A 21,771-nucleotide genomic window follows, 5' to 3' on the forward strand; every position below is an offset into this window, starting at 1 on the left:
TAGAAGAAACTAGTCAAAAAGACCTTATGATTACAAAATATCGCCTGTAAATAACTGAAAAAATATCAAAAAAAAGAACACCCAGAGCAAGCTCGGGGTGTTCTTTTATGAAACGTTTTTCCTTTTTCTTCGTATAAAGGTAGATGAGGAGGAATTGGAATGACAAACTTTTGGATTTTAATGCTGATCGCTATTACCATCAGTCTCGCCTCTCAATTTTTTATAAAGAAAAAATACGGTATTGATAAATCCGGCTGGCGATATAAGCATGTCAGCAATACACACAAATGGATCGAAATCACTTTACTTATTTTGTTTGTGTTTTCACTCTCCTTTTTTCCAGTTGAATATTTGCTTCTTTTATTTTTTATTGTGATTGACTCAATACGAATTTTTATGGAGTGGCATTATAGACCTAAAGATAAACAGTATATGTACCACATTGTAGAGGTCTCCCTTATGTTTATGCTTTTGATTTATATTTGTACCCTATAGTTATTTAAATCCCCACAGCCGCTCCGTCTCCCCGAGGATCGGCTCCGCCTTGGAGAAAGCCTTCTTCATCAACTTTGATTGCAGCCGCTTGTCCCATCAGCGGATCATAGTCACCGACAACCTCCACGAGATGCCCGCTGTCTTTCAGTTTTTGGATTGTTTTGTCTGTGAATCTGCCCTCGACTCTGAGACCTTCGTATTCCTCTCCCCACGTTCTGCCCCATACCCAGCGCGGTTCGCTGATTGCCTGCTGTGGATGCATTCCGTAGTCCAGCATTCGGGTAATGATGGCCGTCTGGGTCTGCGGCTGGCCTTCGCCGCCTTGTGTGCCGTACAGAATTTTTGGCTTTCCGCCTTTACAGACCATAGCCGGCATCAACGTATGGAAGGTGCGCTTTCTCGGTTCAAGCGTGTTGACATGATTTTCATCCAGTGAGAAAAATGATCCGCGGTTTTGCAGTAATATGCCTGTATCACCGGCAGTGACTGCCGAGCCAAATTCAAAGTACAGGCTTTGAATGAATGACACTGCGTTGCCATCCGCATCGATTACGGCCGCATATGCCGTATCACTTCCCACCGGCCTGCTTTCTGCCGGTATTGCGAGATAGCCGATTTCTTCTGCCAATTGTTTTGCATAACGTTTGTCCAAAAGCCTTTCAAGCGGAATGTCTGCAAACGCCGGATCAGTCAGGACGGCATCCCGATCTAGAAAACTCTTTTTCAATGCCTCCACAAGCACGTGATAATACTCAAATGAACCGTGTTCGATTTGGGTGAAATCATAGTTTTCCAAAATGTTCAGTGTTAATAAACCGGTAAATCCCTGAGAATTCGGCGGCGCCTGATACACACTGTATCCTCGATAATCACTTGATACAGGCACTGCCCACTCACCCCGATGCGCTTTAAAATCATCGATTGTCATGTAACTGCCGTTATTCTGTAAATGTGAGACAATCCGCTGAGCGAGATCTCCTTCATAAAATGCGCTTCTTCCTTTTTCAGCAATCAAGTTCAGACTGTCTGCAAGCTCTTTTTGCACAAACCGCTCTCCCGGGACAGGTGCTTTGCCCCTTCTTGTGAAGATGTCAGCCGTGTAAGGCGTGGAAGCCAGCAATTCAATATTCTTTTCTGTGTGACGACACTGATCTGCTGATACAGGAAACCCATTTTGGGCATAATCGCGTGCGGGCTCCAATACATCTGCAAGAGACAGACGCCCGTACTCCTTCAGGACCGCATCCCAGCTATCAACCATTCCCGGCACGGTAATGGCACTGTCAATTCCCCGCAGCGGAATCGCGCTTTTTCCCTTATATACATCTCTCGTTACGTTTTTTCCTGAACGGCCGCTGCCATTGTAGACTTTTACTGCCTTTGTTTCCTGGTGAAAAGTCAGCCAAAAGGAATCCCCGCCAAGTCCGGTCATATGCGGGTACACAACCGCAAGACAAGCACTCACCGCAACAGCGGCGTCAAACGCGTTGCCTCCCTTATCCAGTATGCGGTTTCCGGCTTGAGAAGCGAGGTAATGCGGACTGACGACCATTTGCTTTGTACCGATGACAGATTTGTTCATCATAAGTCCCCTTTTTTAAGAAATTTTCTTCAGTATAGGGAGCCTGATTTTTCAGATCTACTGATCCGGCAGAAAAACTGACGAACTTTCTTCTTTTCGCAAAAAATAAGATATTTTTGCATTCATTTCGAAAACAAATGAAAAATCATTATTTCGATACGTAAGTTTTATGATAAAATGATTGCTAAAAGGCTACGAAAGCAGGTGGAGCAATTGAGTCATGAATATCAAATCCCCAACCTTGTACTTGATGAGACTGATAAACAAATTCTCACGATTTTGCATGAAGAAGGCAGAATTTCTTATACGGATCTTGGCAAAAGAGTCGATTTGTCACGGGTCGCCGTGCAGGCCCGTATCAACCAATTAATTGAAGCCGGTGTTATTGAAAAATTCACCGCTGTCATCAATCCCGCTAAAATCGGCATTCATGTTTCCGTGTTTTTCAATGTCGAGGTAGAACCGCAATTTTTAGAAGAGGTCGCTCTTAAGCTTGAGGAAGAGCCTGCGGTCACCAGCCTTTATCACATGACAGGCCCGAGCAAGCTGCATATGCATGGGATCTTTGCCAACGATCAAGAAATGGAAGAATTTTTAACAAAACGGCTGTATCCATTGCGAGGCGTCGTCAGTGTTGATTGCCAGATGCTGATCAAACGATACAAAAGCCGTATGGGAATGAAGCTGTAAAGGAGAGAAACGAATGAAAAACCATCCTTATCGGGATATGACGGCCGCAATGATTCGCACCGGCATATTAGGTTTCGGCGGCGGACCTTCCGTGATTCCGCTGATCCGCCATGAAGCGGTCAATAAATATAAATGGATTGACGATGATGAATTCGGAGAAATATTAGCAATCGCTAATGCGCTTCCCGGACCGATTGCCACCAAAATGGCTGCTTATCTGGGCTTTAAGCTAAAAGGCACATTAGGTGCAATTGTGGCGACCCTCGCCCACATTCTGCCTACATGTCTTGCGATGGTGGGCTTGTTTGCGGCTGTAAATGTGTTAAGCCATTCAGCAATTGTTGCAGGTATGATTGGTGCCGTCACGCCGGTAATTGCGGTCATGCTCGGAATCATGGCGTACGAGTTTGGCCAAAAAGCGCTTAAAGGTTTCGGCTGGGTCACCGGCATCCTGTTTTTTATCATCGCTTTTATCGGCCTGCAAACTTTACAGATTAATCCCGGCCTTGTCATTATCCTTTTCTTAGCGTACGGGGCGTTTCATTTTAAACTGAAAAACAAAATCACAAATAAACATTCAAAAGATAAAGGAATGTCAGCCTCATGATATCGATCTATTTATTTATGGCGTTTTTTATCGCAAACCTACTGGGATATGGCGGCGGACCTGCGTCTATCCCGCTAATGTTTGAAGAAGTCGTAAACAGATACAGCTGGCTCTCAAACGATCAATTCTCAAATATGCTCGCACTTGCGAACGCATTGCCGGGCCCGATCGCCACGAAAATCGCTGCGTATGTCGGCTACAGCGCAGGCGGGTGGCCCGGCTTCCTAATTGCCCTGATCGCAACCGTCGTACCGTCGGCGCTCGCATTGATCGTCCTGCTGCGCATCATCCAGCGCTTCCGCCAATCACCTGTCATCAAAGGCATGACGCTGTCCGTCCAGCCTGTCATCGCGGTCATGATGCTCATTCTTACCTGGCAAATCGGCGCAGACGGCATCAAAGCGATCGGCTGGGTCCAATCGATCGTGATTGCGGGAATTTCGCTCCTTGCCATGACAAAATTCAAAATGCATCCGGCATTTTTGATTATCGCGGCGTTTTTATATGGGGGCCTTGTGATCCCTCATTTATAGAAAAAAGCACCTTGACAGGTGCTTTTTTTATTTTGGCCCAGAAATGCCGTTTGATATGACAGCTGTTTCTTCTCCTGCGTCACTCTTGATGATGTGCTTGACTTGCAGCGTGGTTCCTGCCATTCTTACATATTGCTTCAACTGGGACGAATTGGTTTCAACTTGTATCCAAACAGGAGGCTGGACCTTCCAAAATAAAAAGAATGCAAGAATCAGCATGCCAGCAACGACCGACAGCAAAAACTTCATATCGCATCGCTTCTTTTCAGTAAGCGGCTCGCAGCGGATAGCGCCTGATGATCACGAAGAATATCGCCTGGACGATTGCCTTCTCCCAGCACATAGCCTTTAAAGGGCATTCCCATAAAATGAAAAATATGTTCGAATTGCTGAATCAGCGGCAGCCCTTTTATTTTTGGATTGTCTCCGCCCACTGCTATTACATATGCCTGTTTCACTGACATTTGCTGTTTAAAATCAGGAAATCTCGGATCTCTCAATGTCTGTGACCAGCGATCAATAAACAGCTTTAATGTCCCTGACATGCCAAACCAATAAATTGGGGTGGCGAATACAAGAATATGGCACTGCAATATCCGTTCAATGATAGAATCGTAGTCATCTTGAACAGGACGAAAGCCGCCTTGGGCGTGACGCAGATCTTCAATTGGCCGAATTCGATATTTCTGCAAATAAATGTGCTCCGCATCGAATCCTTGAACAGCCTTCTCCGCAAGAACATCCGTATTTCCGCCAGACCGAGTTCCGCCGTTAATAACCGCAATTTTCATGATGCATCTGCTCCTTTGTTTACGAATGATTTTCTTCATCTTATAATGGATTCATCAATCAATACAGATGATTATTTCGATTAATCCAATCGCTAAAACCGATTTAGAAAGGAAGAGAACAAGTGGAATTGAAGCAGCTGATCACCTTTATTACGGCGGCAGAACATGTAAACTTCACCCTAACCGCCAAAATGCTTAATTATGCACAATCAAGCGTTACCTCTCAGATCAAATCACTTGAAGAAGAAATTGGGACGCCTTTATTTGAACGGCTCGGCAAGCGGCTTATCTTGACAGAAGCAGGAAAAACGTTCAAATCTTATGCACAGAAGATCATTGCGTTAACAGAAGAAGCGAAAATGGCCGCAAATCAAGTAAGAGAAACAACCGGAACCTTAAAAATCGGGGCGACGGAAAGCCAGTGCACATACCGTCTGCCCCCTATCATAAAAGAATTTAAACAGGCTTTTCCCCAAGTAAAGCTCATATTCAAACCATATATCTCCAATGAACAAGCGAAAGAACAGCTCTTACAGGGCCAGCTTGATATCACCTTCATCTTGGATGTAAACCGGATGGAAGACGCACTGCACGTTGAATCTTTGATTCAGGATGAGATCAAAATGGTGGCTGCTAATGACCATCCTTTTCCTGCGGATTTACCAGTAACATTGAAGGATCTTCAAAACGAAACTCTTCTGCTGACAGAGGACGGCTGCTCGTACCGCACGCTCTTTGAGAACAATTTGCATGACTCCGGTGTCTATCCTAACAAATTGGAATTCGTCAGCATAGAAGCCATCAAACAATGCGTAATGGCCGGACTTGGGATTGGAATCTTGCCTGAAATGACAGTAAAAGATGATATTGCAGCAGGCCGGATGAAAGAACTCAATTGGCAGAGCGATTGCCCCGTTTTCACTCAATTAGCATGGCATAAGGACAAGTGGATGTCTGCGCCATTAAAGGCTTTTATCGATTTGACACGGAAAACATGCAAATAAACCTCTCCACAAGGACGACAAGGTTTTTGAGACCAGAAAAGCACACACATACAAAAAAACACTTGATGACTTAGAGCACCAAGTGTTACACGTGATTTTTCTGATAAAACGTTCGCAAAACATGCGTCTCAAGGTCAGCCAGGCGGACAGGGATCGGCAGCCTGCTTTCTTGATTGATCAAGCTCATCGTGATCTGATAGCTGCTGTCTAAATCAATATAATTACCGCAAGACAAGAAAATAGGCTTCACGTCCCGCCGCGTTCGCAGCGCCCGTCCATATACCTCGCCGTCAATGATAATATCGGTATATGCGCCTACTTCATTTTCAGGCGTCACGAAATCGCAGCCTTTGATTTTGAGATAGGTTTTCGCTATCCCAATCGTCGGCTTACCCAGAAAAAAAAGCCGCATGGGTGGCAACGCCCATATGGTTGTAATGCAAATATCCGTTGCCATCAAACAAGAAGACATCCGGCTCCGTCTCCAGCTTTTTCGCCGCCTCGATGATCAAAGGCAGCTCGCGAAACGCAAGAAAACCGGAAACATACGGCACGCTGATTCTCCCCATGCTGTGCACTTTTTCAATGACTTCTTTTGTATCAGCGTCAATCACGATAATACAGCACACCCCATACGGTTCTCCATCCTGCTCCCAATAGGCCAGGTCAACGCCTGCGCAGGTGTTGATGGAGTTGGGATGGATCGTGTGGGATAGGTTGATACGATTTCTAAGGGATTGTTGTGTTTGAACAAAATCCGATTCATCTTTTAGATGAAAATCGTGAATTTGATGTATTTCCATTTTACTTGTTTCCCTCTCTTCGCGCTCAATTGTCCTGCATGTCGAATCTAGCAATGACACCAAATTATATCATTGAAAAAAGCAGATAGTATAATCTGCTTTTTTATTAATATCCATTTTTCATTTCTTTCATAAAAATATAATCCAATTGTTTAATTAATTCTTTAAGTTCAGTACACATAATATCCTCTAAAGGATTTTCCCAATCTTCGTTTTTTATCAGTTCAATCCCATAGCTTCCGGCTGGATCACCTTCTGGGTACCACCCTACGTCAAGCAGCAAATTTTTTGTCTTATGAGAAATCTGCAGGAGATCTTGATTAAAGTCAAATAACCAAGCATCATCATTTGCCTCTAGCGTCTTAGGATCAGTATCTTTTAATGTAATATAATCAACAGTCCAACCAGCCGGTATCTTTAGCCTTAAAAAATTGGGAATCTGTTGGCTTAGTGGCTGCAAACCCTCTAAAACCCCGCTTCCCACACTCCAGATTTGATATTCTAACTCTTCTAATAATTGTTCTATCTCATCAAAAGATTCATCTTCATAAATCTTATCTGTATGTAAACCAGCTACTTTGATATGGTATTGATTATTTTCATAACTTACCTTAATAAAGGCCTTACGTTTTTCATTTTGTAGTATTAGTAATTCACATTTTTCTTGCATTCTTTTTTCTGAACATAAATTGTTCAGTACTACAGACCAGCCATTACAGATTTTTAATGGCTGCAGTTGAGAAATATGGTCTCTTTCCATCCCGCTTCTCCTTGCACTCCATATTGTTATACTATCTATAAAAAAACATGCCGATGACAACAAGGCAAGTTTTTAACTATAGCAATTCTAATACATCAGTAAACAAGGCATCTCCTAATGTTAATCTCCTGTTGAAAGGCTGTATATGCGGCAATTCACTCCACTCATACACAGTATCGTAGTAATCATATAAATAACTGAGTTCAATAAACCCTTTCTCTTGCATTATTTTATTAATATAGTTCGTTCTCTGAATGAATTCTAAAGATTCAGCGGTGCCTACAATATCATAAACGCCATCGATTAAATCGTGTCTTAGGAATAACTATAATCTAATACATAAACAGGAACCAATTTAGATACTTTCATATTGATTTGCTGTTCTAAATGAAATCCATTTTCCCCAGAAAGATCTTGCAAGTGGATATTGATTTCTCCTGAAGGATTGTTTAAATCTCTAACTTCAATTTTTTTCAAACCTTTTATTTGATTAAATTCATCAGGTACTTTTATTTTCTCTGCGCATTTGTTCTTGTACCATTCGTCTAATTCCCTATTCACAAATAGACGATGAAGCACTTCACCGATTTCAGGATATTCATTAATAAATCTGATTCCATGTTCCATAAATAGTAACCATTCCATCCTTTAATCAAGAAAATCTAAACTTCATTCCACCAAGTAGTTGTTACTTGTTTTAAATGATATTCAATATATAAAATCACTTTTTTATAGTCATCTGATGAAAATTCTTTAATAGGATCTTCCCAATCATTATCTTTGACTAGTAAAACCAGATAATTACCTTCAGGAGAAATGTCAGGAACCCAGCCTAAATCAAGCGTTATTGAGGATTGTTCATGATAAAGCTGCAACAAACTGTCTGTGAACATAAACCAGGAATCATCATTCGGTTCTAAAGTTCTTGGATCTATTTCAACAAAATGATTATAATTTACTTTCCAACCTTGTGTTATTCTTAAGGGATGTATATTAGCTTTTGGAACATCTAATTTAATATGTTTTCTTACCATGAGAACCTCTGTCAGTAACTATTAATTTCCTAAACTTTATTTTTTATAAGGTTCAATGCTATAAATTCCGGTTCAATCTCCTGGGTGCACCCCAATTAAATACACTAATTATTCATCTTTAGGGGGTATAAAAGCGACTAATTGACCTTCAGGATATATACCTTTCCATCCACAAGGCCATCCGCCTGATTTATACACTTGAAACATTTTCTCAAAAAGATTGTCTTTATTACCGTTTACTAGACGATTTATTGCACATTTATACAGATCTGACTCTACTTCTTCAGCAATATCCCAAAAATCCATAGGAATGAAATCTTCAGAATAGTTATCATCAGAATTGAAAATATTCGACAATTCTTCATCTAATGTTTTTAAGTGCTCATCATTTAAAATTATACCCAACAACTGTCCGCTTTCATTTGATTTTACATCTTGCCAAACTACTTCAACTTCATCAGTATCTTGAGACCATGCTAATTGTTGCGCTATCTCAAAATCTTCTATAAGTGTAATATCAGACAAATTCCGATTATTATTCTTAAATAATTCTCCGTGTTTAATAAAGTCAATTACCTCTTTCACTAAATCACTATATTTACCGTAACTACTCATTTATTTAACCACCTTTCCCATAATTCCTCTGTAGCCCCCCCACCTCTTTGCCAAATAGGGAGCTTTTTGTTTTGACCCCTTTTATAAAATTTTTCTACATTTTTGATTTTCGATTTATAAAGAGGTATTCCTTTTTCTACCCCTAATTTTAGTTTTTGCTGTAATTCATAGACTTGTTGTTCTAAAATTTCAACACTTTCATTAATGTCCATTTTATTTAACTGTTTTTTTACAACATTATTATAAACACTATGATAACCTCTATGTCTAGACAAAGTACTTATTGCCTCTGCAGGGATTGGTAAGAAAATACCGTTCGATGCATGATTTGTTTCCATTCCAATTTTTTTAATTATAGGATGGTTATATAGTTCTCCAGGAATAATATGTTGGGCTTGGTATCCAGTCCATTTTGATGACCGCGGTAATCCCATAGATTCTAACAAGTTTTTCCCAAGTTCAGTTGAATCACTTTTTGTTGTATGACCCGGTCGTCCCGGTATTTTCCTCTTCTGCTCTATCATCGGACCCTTAGTGCCTTTACCACTACTAACCATCTTCACAACCCCAAGATCTTTCACAGCTTTCGTTTTCACATCAGCGTGAACAATTGGGAAAGTTGTCCCATCCGGTGTGACAGTCTTGTGGACACGAATTTTTACATTCGTCGGCACTTTGAATTCTTTTACTTGATCTAGAATCTTTCTCCCTTTTTCAACTTTTGCTACTTGTGGCGATTTAGCAAGCGGGATGCCTTTATCAATGTGTTTCGCCAATGCACCGGCACCAACCAGACTCAATGCCGCTTCGAGCGCCCCTTGCTTCCGCTTCTCCTCAGACACTTTGTTTCCAAACATATCTCGTCCTGTGACGGCTTCTGAGAATCCGTTTGACGCAACAAGGCCGTATGCGCCCATTTCTGTCATTTTGAGAATGTCTAAGGATTTGCCTGTTTTGTAGGCATCTAAAGCGTGTTCAGCTGCGATAGCTGCTTTTCCGGTTTTGTAGATGGCTTTTCCGCCTTTGAAGGCGCGGCCTGCCCAGCCGACGACTGGTATAAATCCGGCTGCGGCCATAGCTCCTGCTGTCACACGTTCTGCGGTGGAGAGTTTTTCTCCGGTAACCGGATCAACGCCTTCAGTTGCTCTTTTATAATCATAATAGCCAGTGACTTCTCCAGTAAAGTTGCAAACTCCATCCCATGTTTTTTCGTACCACGGTTTGTTTGCTTCTTCCTCGGCTTTTTCCTGGAGCCGTCTTGCTTCTGCTTGCTGGGTTTTTGCATCGATATAGGTTGTTCCTTGATTTTCTACTTCAATGACGCTTTTGTAGACTTCATTGCTGTGGAAGGCTTTTTTGTCATAGTACATAGGAGAAGCGCTCTTCCCGTTGCTGGTGGCCTGCATGAGAACGGAATATTTGGTGAGCACTGCGTTGTCCAGAGATTCTAAATTTTGATATTCAGTGGTCAGGGATTCATCAAGCTTATCGACAGCTGTGATCGTGTCACGTCTGATTTTTTGGGCATCGCCCATCTTATCTGCATAGTCGTCAAGCGTATACATGTCGAGATCAATAATATCGCTGATGCCTGACAAAATAGAATCGATTTCTTCTTTATGAGCGGAGACTATCTCTGAGGCTTTCAGGTCTCCATTGGGCAGCTCATGATCCAAAAAAGAAGTTTCCACATATGAATCATTCAGTTCTTGATCTTTAATATCTCCTGAAATGCCATTTAAAAACGCAATTTGAGCAGAGACAAGCGTCAGCCAGCTGTCTACGATTTCCGCCTGCCCCTGAAAAAAATCTTTAATATTATCCGCGCCTTTGCCTTTAAAATTATCGCCTAAATCTGCAACTCCCTGAAACGCTTTTTTCAGCGTATTCAGCTGCTCCTCAAGCGTCTCATATTGCTTTTTTCTGCTCTTCGCTTCTTCGATTAAAGATTTAGATTCAAATACTTTGCTCATCGCACTGCCCTTTCTGTTCTATTTTACCGCTATCGCCTCGTCCTGCTCTTTGAGTGAATCTACATTATCCTTTGTATCCTCGATATTTTTCTGTACCGCTTTTTTATAGTCTCCGAGCATGGTTTTGATGTTCTCCTCACGCTCATGATATTTTTTCGTATAATCGAGTTTGTTTTTTCCATTGGACCCCGCGGCGCCGATTGATACGTCAGCAAGCGCATCTTTGACAGACTCTAATGTTTTGATTACAGCATCGTATTTCAATTTAATTTCTGACATAAAAAAGATCACCACAATTTAATAGATTTAATTTGATTAACAGCATCCTCCAAGAATTCTTCACCCTTAGCAAGAGTATGACCAGCAAAATTCGCTAGCTTTAATTCTTTGTCATAGAAAAATTTCATAGATTCCAACTGAATAATCTCCATCTGAATCGAAGCCATATACTCGTTATATTTATCATTCACAATCTTGGATGCTTCCGATTTCGCCTCTTCTCTTCCCTTGTCGAAATCATCGGCTTTTGTTCCCGTCCAATGCTTGCCCAATTCCGGTTTCACAATTTCTTTGATTTCAGTGATTGCCTCTTCTTGCAGTGTGTCTATGTCCTTTTTTGCTTTTTTCAGCTTTTCGATCTTGTCTTCCACGTCGGAAATTTTTCCGTTGAGCGAACTTTTGATATCCGCCAGCATACTTTCATAACCCATCTGAATCACCTCTTAATACTCAAAAAGTCGTATGGAGGGGCTGATGAAGATAGACTTTTCCATACTTTATTTCCATATATTATATTTTAAAATAGCCAGAAGGCGGCTTAAATAGGGTAAATGGCTTAATTTAGGCATATAACGCTCTTGAAATGTAGGTATTTGATCTTGTTTTTGTTCGTTATACAGTTAATAAAAGCGTTTTATCAATTAGAAATACCTAATGTCATAGTTATAAAGGCACTTGAAAGAGGCAGATTTTGTTGGCCTGCCTCTTACCGTGCTGAGCTTATTGTTCATCAGGTCGACCACGTCTGATTTTGTCTTTGGCTTCTATTATTCCCCGCTTCTGACCCTTTGGATCAAAAGCTTGTATTAGCTGCAGTCCCAGTTATACAGAACGTTTGAAAAGTCTTTTTTCCTTAAATCGTCAGGTGTGATGAAAAAATTGGCGATGCCGACGTCTCCCCACATTGAATCGATATCATCGTCTGAATCAATTTGTAAAAGCATGATGGTGTGTTCTTTATATGCGTATTCCCGCGGATCATGCTGGGTAAAAGAAGCGTATCCGCCGATTTTATGGCCAAATCCGTTTTCAGCCAGTTCATTATAAATGTCTTCTTCATCCTCGCCGAACTGACCAAAGAACTCCATTGTTTCCATGCCCGTATACTGCTCAAATTGAAAATCTGTAGGCAGCACCCATTCCGAAGATTTCACAGGCTCGACTGCCGCTTCTGATAAAATCGGAAAATCACATTCGCCTGTGCCAATAAATGAAAAATCAGAAACAAGCTCGTCTTCGTTTTCTATGATATTTTCAAAATAGATCACTCTGAAATTCTTTTGTTCACATCGATCGTCAAAATTCAATCCATAGACGTCATCATGAACAGAAATGTAGAACTGCAGGATACCTGAAGAAGGGTAGCCGTCAAGCTGGGGAATGTGTGAGAAATTAATCTGTGCCAGAAGCTTCATCGGCTGTCCATTTTCATCAGTCGGGTATGTTTCATGCTTGGGGAAATAGGGATCACCGGCAATTTTGCTGTCATATCGTCCTGTTTTCCCTTTTCTCACATTCAGTTTCACGTATTCTTTCGCTGATTTCTCCAGCAAGTCGCGGTACGGTCTCATTTTTTCGGGCAGATGATTCATCAGATTCTCTCCTTTTCCGGCATCTCCAAGGTTTTATTTTCTGGTTTTCTTCGTTTCTTCTAATGTTTTTCAAACGATTGTTTAAAGAAGCCCTACTTCTGCATAATTTTCCAAACAATAGTTAAATAGTAGCAAATGTATTCAGCACCCCGCAATAGAGGAAAAAAAAAGACTGGTGCGCAACCAGCCTTTCTTTTTCCTCTATTGAATTGCACCTGACGGAACAACCGCCTTCCGACCGACAGAATAATACTCCACTCCTGAAGCCGCAGCTTCATCCAATGTGTAGCAGTTTCTGCCGTCAAATATGAGCGGCGATTCCATCAAATCCCGATAAGCCGCTAACGGAAATTGTTTAATGTCAGCCCAGTCGGTTAAAATCATGACGGCGTCAGAACCTTTGACAGCTTCCTCGATCGTCTCTTTATATTCAACAGCTTGCGGGAGAACATGCTTTGCATGACCAACTGCAATGGGATCGTAGGCTCTGATACGGGCGTCGAGCGCAGCGAGACGGTCTGCAATAACAATTGACGGCGCTTCCCTCATATCGTCCGTATTCGGTTTAAATGACAGGCCTAAAAGGGCAATCGTTTTTCCCGTCACCCCGCCGAGCCTGTTCAGCGCTTTATCAACCAGCATCGCCTGCTGATTGTTGTTGACTTTGATAACCGATTTCAGCAGTTCAAAATCATGCTCGACATTGCCGGCAATTTGCACGAGGGCGTTTGTGTCCTTTGGAAAACAAGAGCCGCCGTAGCCTATGCCCGCTTTTAAAAACTGGCTCCCGATCCGCTTATCCTGTCCCATCCCGTATGCGACTGCTTCAATATCGGCGCCGACCTTTTCACATATATTCGAAATTTCGTTTATAAAACTGATCTTAGTGGCCAGAAAAGCATTTGAGGCATATTTGATCATCTCGGCGCTTCTGATATCCGTTTGGTAAATCGGGATTTGAAACGGACGGAAGAGCTCCTCCAGCGTATTTGCTGTTTTCTCATCGGCCGTCCCGATCACGATCCTGTCACCATGAAAGGTGTCATAGATCGCCGACCCCTCACGCAAAAATTCCGGATTGGATGCGACCGAAATACTGACAGGCTCCGCTAGATGTTCAGTGATCAGTCCATTAATCAAATCGTTTGTCCCAACGGGCACTGTGCTTTTCGTTACCACGACTATATCTCGTTTGACATGCTTTGCGATGCGTTTGGCCGCATCTGTAATTTGCTCCAGATTGGCGTGCCCGTCGCTTTTCTGCGGTGTGCCGACCGCTATAAAAATGATGTCTGCCTGTGCCAAGCCTTTCTCATAGCTCGTTTCAAAGTTCAGCCGTCCATCAGCTGTATTTTTTCTCATCAGCTCTTCAAGACCTGGTTCAAATATGGGGGAAATGCCCTTTCTCATTTCATCAATCTTGTGAGCGTCAATATCAATGCAGGTTACATGATGTCCAATCTCAGAAAGAGAAACACCTGTCACAAGACCGACATAGCCTGTTCCGATGACTGTTATATTCATTGTTTCCCTCCAACAGTTAAATTGCTGCTTTGCAGCTTCCGTAATATCGTATGAGAACATCCTATCATGAATGCGAATGATCTCCCGCATAGCCTGTCGGGTACAGCCTGTACAGATTTCTGAAATGTGATTCAACCATACAATACACTATTATATCGCTCTCAAAAAGAAAGTGGTGAAATGAGAATCGGCTGTTAAAAAAGACCAAACAATTTTCTTCTTTTGACCGGTTGCGGAGGCTGTCTGAAGATGGTCTGATTCCGCAGGAGAAGCTCTGCATTTTCCGTCAGCATATAAGGAAGTTCCGAGCCGAATTCTTTCTCTAGAACATAAAGGGCCTCTTGAGTGTGAAAATTTCTCGTTTTCACATTATGGGCATCTGAGGCTACGAAATGGATCAAATTGGCTTCAACCAGCCGGAGAGAAAATGCTTTCAGCTGCTTGCCGAAGGTCCCCGTAAGACTTCCTGAAGTAATCTGAGATGCTGCTCCTTTTTCCACAAGATGATACAGCAAAGACGGGTTTTCGCGAATTTCCCTGTTGCGTTCAGGATGGGCGATAACCGGAATATATCCTTTCAGCTGCAAATCATAAAAAAGCTGCTCCGCATATCGGGGAACGTGATCAAACGGAAACTCAATCAAGATGTATTTTGTATCATTCAGCGAAAGCAGCTGCTGTTTGGCAAGGTCTTGTTCCACCTCGCCGTAGATTCTGATTTCCTGTCCCGGAAGCACATGTAAAGGAATGTCTTCTTTGATTAAACGTTTGTTTAACTGATTTGCTGTTTCTCTGACTGCGGCTGGCTCGTTTTTATACACACCGTTGTTATGATGAGGTGTCGCAATGATCGTCCGGATTCCCTGACGAACAGCGGCTCTTGCCATTTCTATGCTGTCGGCCGAATCACCTGCCCCGTCATCCAATGCGGGAAGAATGTGACAGTGAATATCGATCATGTCCTAGCCCCCTTTTTTCGCAAAAATAAATAACGGGCACGATGCACGTTATTTATTTTGCATGAAATTGTCCTTGTTTCCGTAATATCCGTATTCAGAGTGCTTCGAAAGCTTTTTGCCGTTCATAATCGCCCCAAGGAGCTTGCTTTTGCACGTTTCAAGCGCCTCTTTCGCTTTTGCGGCTTGTTCTTTTTCTGTTTTCCCGCTTGAAATAACCAGAACAGAACCGTCTGCCACGTTGCCTAAAATCTGTGCATCTGCTACGGCAAGAATAGGCGGCGTATCAAAAATGACCATATCATATGCCGCACACGCTTCGTCTGCAAGCTCCTTCATCCACTTCGAGGAGAGAAGCTCGGCCGGGTTTGGCGGGATCGGGCCGCTCGTCAGCACGTCAAGATGTTTTTCATTCGATGCTTGTACAGCCTGCTCCATAGAGCTTTTCTTTAATAAAACAGATGTTAAGCCAACCGTATTTTCAAGAAAAAAAGCCGTATGTACTGTTGGTTTTCGCAAATCAGCATCAATCAGGAGCACTTTTTTTCCCTGTTGGGCGAATACGACAGCCAGGTTGGCGGCCGTTGTTGATTTTCCTTCCCCCGGACAAGCCGATGTAATCATGACTGATTTCATTTGCCGGTCCACTGAAGCAAATTCTATATTCGTGCGAATCGTCCGATATTGTTCAGAGTTCAAGGATTTCGGCTCTGTCATTGCAATGACATTTCTCCGCATCCGCGAGCCTCTGTTTTTTCTAAGCGCCAAAATGTCCACTCCCCGTTTTTTCAGATTGGAAACCCTGTAAGGTCTTAGCTGTTTTCTGCTCATTCGCAATGGTGGAAACTGTCCCTAAAACAGGTATGTCCAGCAAGGATTCGAGCTGCTCTTCCGATTTGATCGTATTATCCAAATGCTCAAGCAGGAAGGCCAGTCCGATGCTTCCCGCCAATCCGGCCGCAAACGCGATGGCAATGTTTAGTAGCGGCTTTGGCGATACAGGGGACGGATGTTCTGAAACCTCGGCTTTTGACAGAATGCTGACATTGTCAACATTCATAATGGATGTGATTTTGTCTTGAAAAACAGATGCTATAGTATTGGCAATATGAGCCGCTGTTTCCGCGTTTTCATCCCTGACTGATATGTTGACCACTTGGGAGTCCTGTTCGCTGGATACGGTAATTTTGTCATTCAGTTCTTGGGATGTCATCGACAGGCCCATTTCTTTAATGACTTCATCTAAGATGGCAGGGCTTTTAATGATGACATTGTACGTATTGATTAACTGAAGATTGGTTTGGACATCGTTAAATTGAACTTCTTTTCGTTCATTTTTCGATTGGTTGACCAGAATCTGAGTTGAATTTTCATAGATGGGTGTAAGTGCGAAGAAACTAATGAGTCCGCCGGCAGCAGTGGCAGCTGCGGTTACAATCATAATCAAAAGTATGCGTTTTGTTAACGTTGATAATATCTCTTTTAAGCTAGTAGATTCTCCCATGATACCTCCAAATCTCTTATAACATCCTTTTCCATTTACGATTATACAACGTTGAAACCGCATTTCTCCAGCTTTTCACGTGACATAATTCGACATTTTTTTACAAAACGAAATGTTACTCTTTTTTATGTAAGCGCTATATTTACTGTGTTGACAGCGCTGTCTCATTTTCTCTTATTCGTGCAGTCACGTAACCTCGCATAAAAAAATCCCGCTAAAGGCGTGCGGGATTTTTATGTTGCATATCCATTTTTAATATGAGAAATCAAATTTTCAAGCATTTCCTTCGTCGTCATCTCAGATGACTGCTCACCAATTTCATGTGCATGCATCAAAATTTTCAGAAACTCTTCTTGATTCAATTTCTTTTCACTCATCTTTTTTTCCTTTCAGCTTCCATTAAGTTGAAAACACGATTATTATATGATGCTGGTTATCAATTTGCAATCTCTAATACATCATTCGACACATCCCATTTTTTATGTCCTTTTTTAGGAAAAACTTTTTAAGGCCGATGTGTTGCGATATAATAGAGAAATTGGATCTTTTTATTACGTGACTCGGTTAGGAGCGATAATCATGCTTCAGAATATGATTTCCAAAGACGATGTGCTGGCATCTGCTGAACAGTTAAAAGAACTTCTTCCTTACAATGAGGAAAATGTTCAGCTGATCAAAAAAGCCCTTATTTTATATCGGCAGGATTCAGTCTATCGTTTACAAGCAGTGAGTCCGACGGAAGTTACGGCTTACGTGCAGGATGTTGTGCCTGTGCGGGTCACATTGAACTTGTTTGTCATAGTCAAAAGCGGCTGTTCATGTCCGTCCGGAAGAATCTGCCGCCATATGCTGGCTGTGTTTTTATATGTATATGCAATGTTCGAGCGAGTGGGTACTTTTACAGAGTATTGGCTGGAGAGGGAAAAGCTTGAGGAAAGCAAAGAGCTCGTCCGCCGCCAGTTTCAGGAAAAGGTGCTGCCTAATGAAGAATCGCTTTCAAGCTGGCTTGCTTTTTTTGATTCAGAGTTTTCTCTCTGGCAGGCACGTACGCCAGAAGGCAGCCAAAACATGCAGGGCCTCTATTACGGCTACCTGTCCGCATTAAAAAAACATACGCCGAACAAGCCGGAGCTGAAAAGCCTGTACCAAATTCATTCCGCGATTGCGGTTTGGCTTCGCATGTTCACATTGATTGAAGCGGGCAAGCTGAACCCCGAACAAGATTTTTATTCCCTCAATCCGTACGTTGAACAGCTGATGGATACAATCTACAGCTCTATTGATAAATTAAAAACATACGCGCTGTCTTTTGCGCTTGATCCGTTTTTGGATAAAACACCGGATGTTATCCGACATTTGCTGTTGAGAGAAGAAATTTTCCAATATGAACGCATCCGCGTCTTCGGTGAAATTTGGAGTGCGCTGCTTTCGCGTCCAAAATGGGTGACACGCGAACAGGAGATGTTGAAAAAAGAAGCAGGACGGCGTTTTTCTCCCGAATTGCAATTCGGGCGCCTGCATTTGGAATTCCTGCAAAAGAATGATGACGTTATTTTTGCGGAAGCGGATCAATTCCCGCCGGAAGCGCTCCCTTATACGTTCCAATGGCTGAGTGAAATGACTGCCAAGAAGGACTGGAAACGGCTTAAAACATGGTACCAGCAAATTGAGCCAATTGCGATGGGTTATACGAAGCTGGATAAGCCGTTTAAAGAGATTCGCGATGTGATCGGCGAGTTGTTCCTTCTGTTGAATGCCTATGTGCAGCAAACCAATGATCAAGCGCTGTTTGAGCGCTTTGCCGCGGGCTGTCTGCCGTATACGTTCACAGAATACAGCCATCATTTATATGAAAAAAAACGCTATGCCGAGTGGATTGAAATTCATAGCCTTGTCGGCTTTTCCATCAATGAAATGGATAAAATGATGCTCAAGGAAATTGCAGCGAGCGACCCTGAGGCGCTTATACCGGCTTACCATAGAGAAGTGGCTTTTTTCATTGATCAGAAGAACCGCAGCTCGTACAAGGAAGCCGCCCGGTATTTGAAAAAATTGCGCACTCTGTACAAAAAAGCGAAAAAGCAGAAGGTGTGGGAGCGGTATATTCAGCTGCTGAGCTCGCATTACAAGCGCCTGCGCGCGCTTCAAGAAGAACTGCAGAAAGGAAAGTTGATTGATGGCGAGTCTTAAAGAAATTCTCATCCACGTCGAACAAATGGAAGATGGGTCATTTACGCTCTCAGCCTTTGATGAAAATGAGCAGCCTCTTCCCTACAGCCATATGAAAAAGCATTTGTTCCAATGGCATGAATCCTCATTTTACGGAACCTTTCTAGAGGATGTCAGCTTCATCGGGACGACTGCTGTCCTGCTATCTCCATGGATGACTGTAGAGCTTCTCGGCAAAAACTCGTTCAACTCATTCAGCTCCGTGCAGCTTACAGAAGAAACAGAGCCGCTGATCGAGGCGGCATCGACCATCTATGAATTTATCGCGGACGGCGATTTTCTGCCTGACTATGACGCATGGACAAACGGTGTTTTTCGCTGGAAGGACCGCGATAATATACTGGAAGGCTTTACTGCGGAATGGTTTTCCGCTGCCGTACAGGATTACATCCAATACGACGATGACCTGCGGGAGAAATGGGAACATATCAAGGAGAAATCGCCTGCGGTTACGACATTCCGCGGCCATTTTCTTGATGAAGAGGATTTTCTGGAAGGCATTGGCTGGATTGACGATCAATCTCCATTTACTGTCGGCTTGCGCTTAAATGAACCGGACTTTGACGGAGACGAATGGAAGATCGAGATGTTTTTACGCGATAAAAAGAGCGGTGCTGTAGAATTCTTTGACGGACTGAAGAGCCTCAAAAAATCGTGGCAGGCGTACAGCGATAAAATCGCGCGTGAGCAGGACCGCTTTCACAGAACGGTTCCGTGGCTGTCGTTTGATTCCGGGACAACGCTGATCTCGGAGGAAGAAGCCTGGATCTTCCTGTCAGAAGCAAGTGAGACGCTTGTCGATATGGGGGTAGAAATCCTCCTGCCGTCTTGGTGGCAGATTGTCAGAGACAGCAACATGATGCTGAAAGCAAAGGTGTCTTCCTCCCCGCGCGGCGAGTCATTTGTCGGCATGAATGCACTGCTTGATTTCAACTGGCGGTTTGCGACAAATGGAATTGAACTGACTGAGGCTGAATTTAATGAGCTTGTCGCCAGCAACAGGCGCCTTGTTAATATCCGCGGGCAATGGGTTAAAATCGATCCGCAGTTTATCAAACAGATGAAACGCCTGATGGAAAAAGCAGAATCAGAGGGACTCCACATGTCTGATATTCTGGCGCGCGAGCTAATGGATCAGCAGGATGGCGGACTTGAGGATTCGGACCTGATTGATACATCTGCTTTTGCCGGCATTCAGTTTGATCTGTCTAAACAGCTCAGGTCACTGATTCGAAAGCTCACTGCCGCGGAAAACCTGCCGGAGCACGAAGTCAGTCCTTCTTTCAAAGGAACGCTCCGCCCTTATCAGAAATACGGCATGAACTGGCTGCTGTTTCTGCGGGAAAGCGGTTTTGGCGCCTGTCTGGCTGACGATATGGGGCTTGGGAAAACGATTCAAATGATCGCCTATTTCCTTCACGTGAAGGAAAGCGGCCGGCAAAAAACGCCTCATTTGATTATTGCGCCGACATCCGTACTTGGCAACTGGCAGCGGGAGCTTCAAACCTTTGCCCCTGATCTGTCTGTCGCGCTCCATTATGGGCCGCGCCGGCCAAAGGGTGATGATTTCGCCGCGCATTATGAAAACGCAGACGTGGTGCTCACTTCATACGGTCTGTCACATGCCGATACTGAAGAGCTTTCTTCTGTGACATGGAACACGATCTGCCTTGATGAAGCGCAAAATATTAAAAACGCGCATACGAAGCAATCACGCGCAATCAGGAAGCTGAAGGGGCTTCATCATATCGCGCTGAGCGGCACGCCGATGGAAAACCGCCTGACTGAGCTGTGGTCCATTTTTGACTTCATGAATAAAGGCTACCTCGGCAGTTTGACCGGCTTCCATAAACGCTATGTGCTGCCGATCGAAAAAGACCGGGACGAAAAGAGAATCGGACAGCTTCAGCAATTAATCCGGCCATTCCTTCTCCGCCGGACGAAACGGGATGAAGAGGTCGCGCTTAATCTTCCTGAGAAGCTGGAAGAAAAAGAATTTATCCCGCTGTCAGCCGAGCAGGCATCCCTTTATGAGCAGCTCGTCAAAGACACTTTTGACCATATGACATCACTGACCGGCATGCAGCGAAAAGCGCTGATCCTCAGCATGCTTGGACGGCTCAAGCAAATATGCGATCATCCCGCGCTTTATTTAAAGGAAGAGCAAACCGAGCTGCTGGCCGGCAGATCAGTCAAGCTCGAAAAATTGCTGGAACTGATGACAGCGATCCGCGCCCAAAACGAAAGCTGCCTCATTTTCACGCAATACATTCAGATGGGGAACATGATGAAGCGGCTGCTTGAAAAAACGTTCGGGGAACCTGTGCAATTTTTAAACGGGAGTCTCTCCAAGCAAGAGCGGGATACACTCGTTGAGAAATTTCAAAGGAAAGAATATCCGACACTGATTCTCTCACTCAAAGCTGGGGGCACCGGACTTAATTTGACTGCCGCCAATCACGTCATCCATTATGACAGATGGTGGAACCCGGCGGTTGAAAATCAAGCGACTGACCGTGCATACCGCATAGGCCAAGAGCGCTTTGTCCACGTTCATAAAATGATTACGACGGGAACAATCGAAGAAAAAATTGATGTCATGCTTGAATCCAAGCAAACCCTGAACGATCAAATTATCCAAAGTGAAAACTGGATTACCGAGCTTTCCACACAGGAGCTCGAAGAACTGTTTACATTAAGCGCTACAGCGCAATAATCATGACTAAAAAAGCTGGCTCTAGAGAGCCAGCTTTTTTCCGTTCATAGCCGTCACGCCGAATTTCCAAAAAATCCGTTACGC

Annotated in this window: 23 protein-coding genes and 2 pseudogenes; 7 read left to right on the plus strand and 18 right to left on the minus strand. The window is 43.3% G+C overall.

Annotated features, from left to right (window positions below):
• Positions 1 to 159 precede the first annotated feature (159 nt).
• A complete protein-coding gene (locus CW370_RS11135) occupies positions 160 to 495 on the plus strand; it encodes a DUF4181 domain-containing protein (RefSeq protein WP_024572831.1) in 336 nt (111 codons plus the stop codon).
• 4 nt (positions 496 to 499) lie between these two features.
• Here CW370_RS11135 and ggt read toward each other — a convergent pair whose 3' ends face one another.
• Positions 500 to 2,077, minus strand: coding sequence for a gamma-glutamyltransferase (gene ggt / locus CW370_RS11140; protein ID WP_024572832.1), 1,578 nt, complete (start codon positions 2,075 to 2,077; stop codon positions 500 to 502).
• A gap of 213 nt (positions 2,078 to 2,290) precedes the next feature.
• Between ggt and chrS the strand changes: the two genes are divergently transcribed.
• Genes chrS through chrA form a run of 3 tightly spaced genes read left to right on the plus strand, consistent with a single transcriptional unit; the run spans position 2,291 to position 3,907 of the window.
• A complete protein-coding gene (gene chrS / locus CW370_RS11145) occupies positions 2,291 to 2,767 on the plus strand; it encodes a chromate efflux transcriptional regulator ChrS (protein WP_014478181.1) in 477 nt (158 codons plus the stop codon).
• Positions 2,768 to 2,780: 13 nt separating this feature from the next.
• A complete protein-coding gene (chrB, locus tag CW370_RS11150) occupies positions 2,781 to 3,374 on the plus strand; it encodes a chromate efflux transporter subunit ChrB (RefSeq protein ID WP_024572834.1) in 594 nt (197 codons plus the stop codon).
• The gene (gene chrA / locus CW370_RS11155) at positions 3,371 to 3,907 is read left to right on the plus strand and encodes a chromate resistance efflux protein ChrA (RefSeq protein WP_021480764.1); all 537 of its coding nucleotides are present in this window, start codon (positions 3,371 to 3,373) and stop codon (positions 3,905 to 3,907) included. The genes chrB and chrA overlap by 4 nt, the downstream gene beginning before the upstream one ends.
• A gap of 27 nt (positions 3,908 to 3,934) precedes the next feature.
• On the opposite strand, the gene CW370_RS11160 is transcribed toward chrA, so the two are convergent.
• Positions 3,935 to 4,156, minus strand: a complete 222-nt coding sequence (locus tag CW370_RS11160; protein WP_024572835.1) for a hypothetical protein — start codon at positions 4,154 to 4,156, stop codon at positions 3,935 to 3,937.
• The gene (locus CW370_RS11165) at positions 4,153 to 4,698 is read right to left on the minus strand and encodes a flavodoxin family protein (RefSeq protein ID WP_024572836.1); all 546 of its coding nucleotides are present in this window, start codon (positions 4,696 to 4,698) and stop codon (positions 4,153 to 4,155) included. The genes CW370_RS11160 and CW370_RS11165 overlap by 4 nt, the downstream gene beginning before the upstream one ends.
• 122 nt (positions 4,699 to 4,820) lie before the next feature.
• Between CW370_RS11165 and CW370_RS11170 the strand changes: the two genes are divergently transcribed.
• Positions 4,821 to 5,702: a LysR family transcriptional regulator gene (locus CW370_RS11170; protein WP_024572837.1), complete on the plus strand. Its 882-nt coding sequence runs from the start codon at positions 4,821 to 4,823 to the stop codon at positions 5,700 to 5,702.
• Between the two features lie 85 nt (positions 5,703 to 5,787).
• Here CW370_RS11170 and CW370_RS11175 read toward each other — a convergent pair.
• From CW370_RS11175 to CW370_RS11240, 15 genes and pseudogenes are all read right to left on the minus strand, one after another.
• A pseudogene (locus tag CW370_RS11175) lies at positions 5,788 to 6,505 on the minus strand (endonuclease V).
• A 106-nt stretch (positions 6,506 to 6,611) separates the two neighbouring features.
• Positions 6,612 to 7,265, minus strand: a complete 654-nt coding sequence (locus tag CW370_RS11180; RefSeq protein WP_024572839.1) for a hypothetical protein — start codon at positions 7,263 to 7,265, stop codon at positions 6,612 to 6,614.
• A gap of 76 nt (positions 7,266 to 7,341) precedes the next feature.
• Positions 7,342 to 7,892 (minus strand): annotated as a pseudogene (locus CW370_RS21755) (hypothetical protein).
• A 35-nt stretch (positions 7,893 to 7,927) separates the two neighbouring features.
• A complete protein-coding gene (locus CW370_RS11190; protein WP_024572840.1) occupies positions 7,928 to 8,299 on the minus strand; it encodes a hypothetical protein in 372 nt (123 codons plus the stop codon).
• A gap of 108 nt (positions 8,300 to 8,407) precedes the next feature.
• Complete coding sequence (locus CW370_RS11195) at positions 8,408 to 8,914, minus strand: hypothetical protein (protein ID WP_024572841.1); 507 nt, start codon at positions 8,912 to 8,914, stop codon at positions 8,408 to 8,410.
• On the minus strand, positions 8,911 to 10,887 hold the full coding sequence (locus CW370_RS21715; protein WP_024572842.1) for a T7SS effector LXG polymorphic toxin: 1,977 nt from the start codon (positions 10,885 to 10,887) through the stop codon (positions 8,911 to 8,913). The genes CW370_RS11195 and CW370_RS21715 overlap by 4 nt, the downstream gene beginning before the upstream one ends.
• Before the next feature lie 18 nt (positions 10,888 to 10,905).
• Complete coding sequence (locus CW370_RS11205; protein WP_024572843.1) at positions 10,906 to 11,166, minus strand: YwqI/YxiC family protein; 261 nt, start codon at positions 11,164 to 11,166, stop codon at positions 10,906 to 10,908.
• Between the two features lie 8 nt (positions 11,167 to 11,174).
• On the minus strand, positions 11,175 to 11,597 hold the full coding sequence (locus CW370_RS11210) for a YwqH-like family protein (protein WP_024572844.1): 423 nt from the start codon (positions 11,595 to 11,597) through the stop codon (positions 11,175 to 11,177).
• Between the two features lie 210 nt (positions 11,598 to 11,807).
• Positions 11,808 to 11,897 carry a hypothetical protein gene (locus CW370_RS21550; RefSeq protein WP_430383960.1) on the minus strand — a complete coding sequence of 30 codons (90 nt, stop codon included), beginning with the start codon at positions 11,895 to 11,897 and terminating at the stop codon, positions 11,808 to 11,810.
• Between the two features lie 75 nt (positions 11,898 to 11,972).
• Positions 11,973 to 12,758, minus strand: coding sequence for a YwqG family protein (locus CW370_RS11215; RefSeq protein ID WP_015714838.1), 786 nt, complete (start codon positions 12,756 to 12,758; stop codon positions 11,973 to 11,975).
• Positions 12,759 to 12,959: 201 nt separating this feature from the next.
• Entirely contained in the window at positions 12,960 to 14,282 is a 1,323-nt protein-coding gene (gene uglF / locus CW370_RS11220; protein WP_029946178.1) for a UDP-glucose 6-dehydrogenase UglF, read from the minus strand.
• A 194-nt stretch (positions 14,283 to 14,476) separates the two neighbouring features.
• On the minus strand, positions 14,477 to 15,241 hold the full coding sequence (locus CW370_RS11225; protein ID WP_024572973.1) for a tyrosine-protein phosphatase: 765 nt from the start codon (positions 15,239 to 15,241) through the stop codon (positions 14,477 to 14,479).
• A 48-nt stretch (positions 15,242 to 15,289) separates the two neighbouring features.
• Positions 15,290 to 16,006, minus strand: a complete 717-nt coding sequence (gene ptkA, locus CW370_RS11230; protein WP_024572974.1) for a tyrosine-protein kinase PtkA — start codon at positions 16,004 to 16,006, stop codon at positions 15,290 to 15,292.
• Entirely contained in the window at positions 15,996 to 16,742 is a 747-nt protein-coding gene (gene tkmA, locus CW370_RS11235; protein ID WP_003227811.1) for a protein-tyrosine kinase activator TkmA, read from the minus strand. Before tkmA ends, ptkA begins: the two co-directional genes overlap by 11 nt.
• Before the next feature lie 233 nt (positions 16,743 to 16,975).
• The gene (locus tag CW370_RS11240) at positions 16,976 to 17,119 is read right to left on the minus strand and encodes a hypothetical protein (RefSeq protein WP_003242876.1); all 144 of its coding nucleotides are present in this window, start codon (positions 17,117 to 17,119) and stop codon (positions 16,976 to 16,978) included.
• Between the two features lie 202 nt (positions 17,120 to 17,321).
• On the opposite strand from CW370_RS11240, the gene CW370_RS11245 reads away from it, so the two are divergent.
• Positions 17,322 to 18,932, plus strand: a complete 1,611-nt coding sequence (locus CW370_RS11245; protein ID WP_029946177.1) for an SWIM zinc finger family protein — start codon at positions 17,322 to 17,324, stop codon at positions 18,930 to 18,932.
• Positions 18,919 to 21,687 (plus strand): DEAD/DEAH box helicase, encoded by a 2,769-nt coding sequence (locus CW370_RS11250; protein WP_033885048.1) that lies wholly within the window; start codon positions 18,919 to 18,921, stop codon positions 21,685 to 21,687. The genes CW370_RS11245 and CW370_RS11250 overlap by 14 nt, the downstream gene beginning before the upstream one ends.
• Positions 21,688 to 21,771 lie beyond the last annotated feature (84 nt).

Origin of the sequence: Bacillus sp. SN32 (assembly GCF_002837495.1) — a bacterium.
GTDB lineage: Bacteria > Bacillota > Bacilli > Bacillales > Bacillaceae > Bacillus > Bacillus subtilis.

Excerpts from the sequence above, each read along its gene's own strand:
- CW370_RS11210 (WP_024572844.1), bottom strand. The coding sequence starts at position 11,597 with ATGGGTTATGAAAGTATGCTGGCGGATATCAAAAGTTCGCTCAACGGA.
- chrA (WP_021480764.1), top strand. The coding sequence starts at position 3,371 with ATGATATCGATCTATTTATTTATGGCGTTTTTTATCGCAAACCTACTG.
- uglF (WP_029946178.1), bottom strand. The coding sequence starts at position 14,282 with ATGAATATAACAGTCATCGGAACAGGCTATGTCGGTCTTGTGACAGGT.
- tkmA (WP_003227811.1), bottom strand. The coding sequence starts at position 16,742 with ATGGGAGAATCTACTAGCTTAAAAGAGATATTATCAACGTTAACAAAA.
- ggt (WP_024572832.1), bottom strand. The coding sequence starts at position 2,077 with ATGAACAAATCTGTCATCGGTACAAAGCAAATGGTCGTCAGTCCGCAT.
- CW370_RS11165 (WP_024572836.1), bottom strand. The coding sequence starts at position 4,698 with ATGAAAATTGCGGTTATTAACGGCGGAACTCGGTCTGGCGGAAATACG.
- CW370_RS11160 (WP_024572835.1), bottom strand. The coding sequence starts at position 4,156 with ATGAAGTTTTTGCTGTCGGTCGTTGCTGGCATGCTGATTCTTGCATTC.
- CW370_RS11180 (WP_024572839.1), bottom strand. The coding sequence starts at position 7,265 with ATGGAAAGAGACCATATTTCTCAACTGCAGCCATTAAAAATCTGTAAT.
- CW370_RS11190 (WP_024572840.1), bottom strand. The coding sequence starts at position 8,299 with ATGGTAAGAAAACATATTAAATTAGATGTTCCAAAAGCTAATATACAT.
- CW370_RS21715 (WP_024572842.1), bottom strand. The coding sequence starts at position 10,887 with ATGAGCAAAGTATTTGAATCTAAATCTTTAATCGAAGAAGCGAAGAGC.
- CW370_RS11135 (WP_024572831.1), top strand. The coding sequence starts at position 160 with ATGACAAACTTTTGGATTTTAATGCTGATCGCTATTACCATCAGTCTC.
- CW370_RS11240 (WP_003242876.1), bottom strand. The coding sequence starts at position 17,119 with ATGAGTGAAAAGAAATTGAATCAAGAAGAGTTTCTGAAAATTTTGATG.
- CW370_RS11250 (WP_033885048.1), top strand. The coding sequence starts at position 18,919 with ATGGCGAGTCTTAAAGAAATTCTCATCCACGTCGAACAAATGGAAGAT.
- CW370_RS11225 (WP_024572973.1), bottom strand. The coding sequence starts at position 15,241 with ATGATCGATATTCACTGTCACATTCTTCCCGCATTGGATGACGGGGCA.
- CW370_RS11205 (WP_024572843.1), bottom strand. The coding sequence starts at position 11,166 with ATGTCAGAAATTAAATTGAAATACGATGCTGTAATCAAAACATTAGAG.
- CW370_RS11195 (WP_024572841.1), bottom strand. The coding sequence starts at position 8,914 with ATGAGTAGTTACGGTAAATATAGTGATTTAGTGAAAGAGGTAATTGAC.
- CW370_RS11215 (WP_015714838.1), bottom strand. The coding sequence starts at position 12,758 with ATGAATCATCTGCCCGAAAAAATGAGACCGTACCGCGACTTGCTGGAG.
- CW370_RS11245 (WP_029946177.1), top strand. The coding sequence starts at position 17,322 with ATGCTTCAGAATATGATTTCCAAAGACGATGTGCTGGCATCTGCTGAA.
- chrB (WP_024572834.1), top strand. The coding sequence starts at position 2,781 with ATGAAAAACCATCCTTATCGGGATATGACGGCCGCAATGATTCGCACC.
- CW370_RS21550 (WP_430383960.1), bottom strand. The coding sequence starts at position 11,897 with ATGAACAATAAGCTCAGCACGGTAAGAGGCAGGCCAACAAAATCTGCC.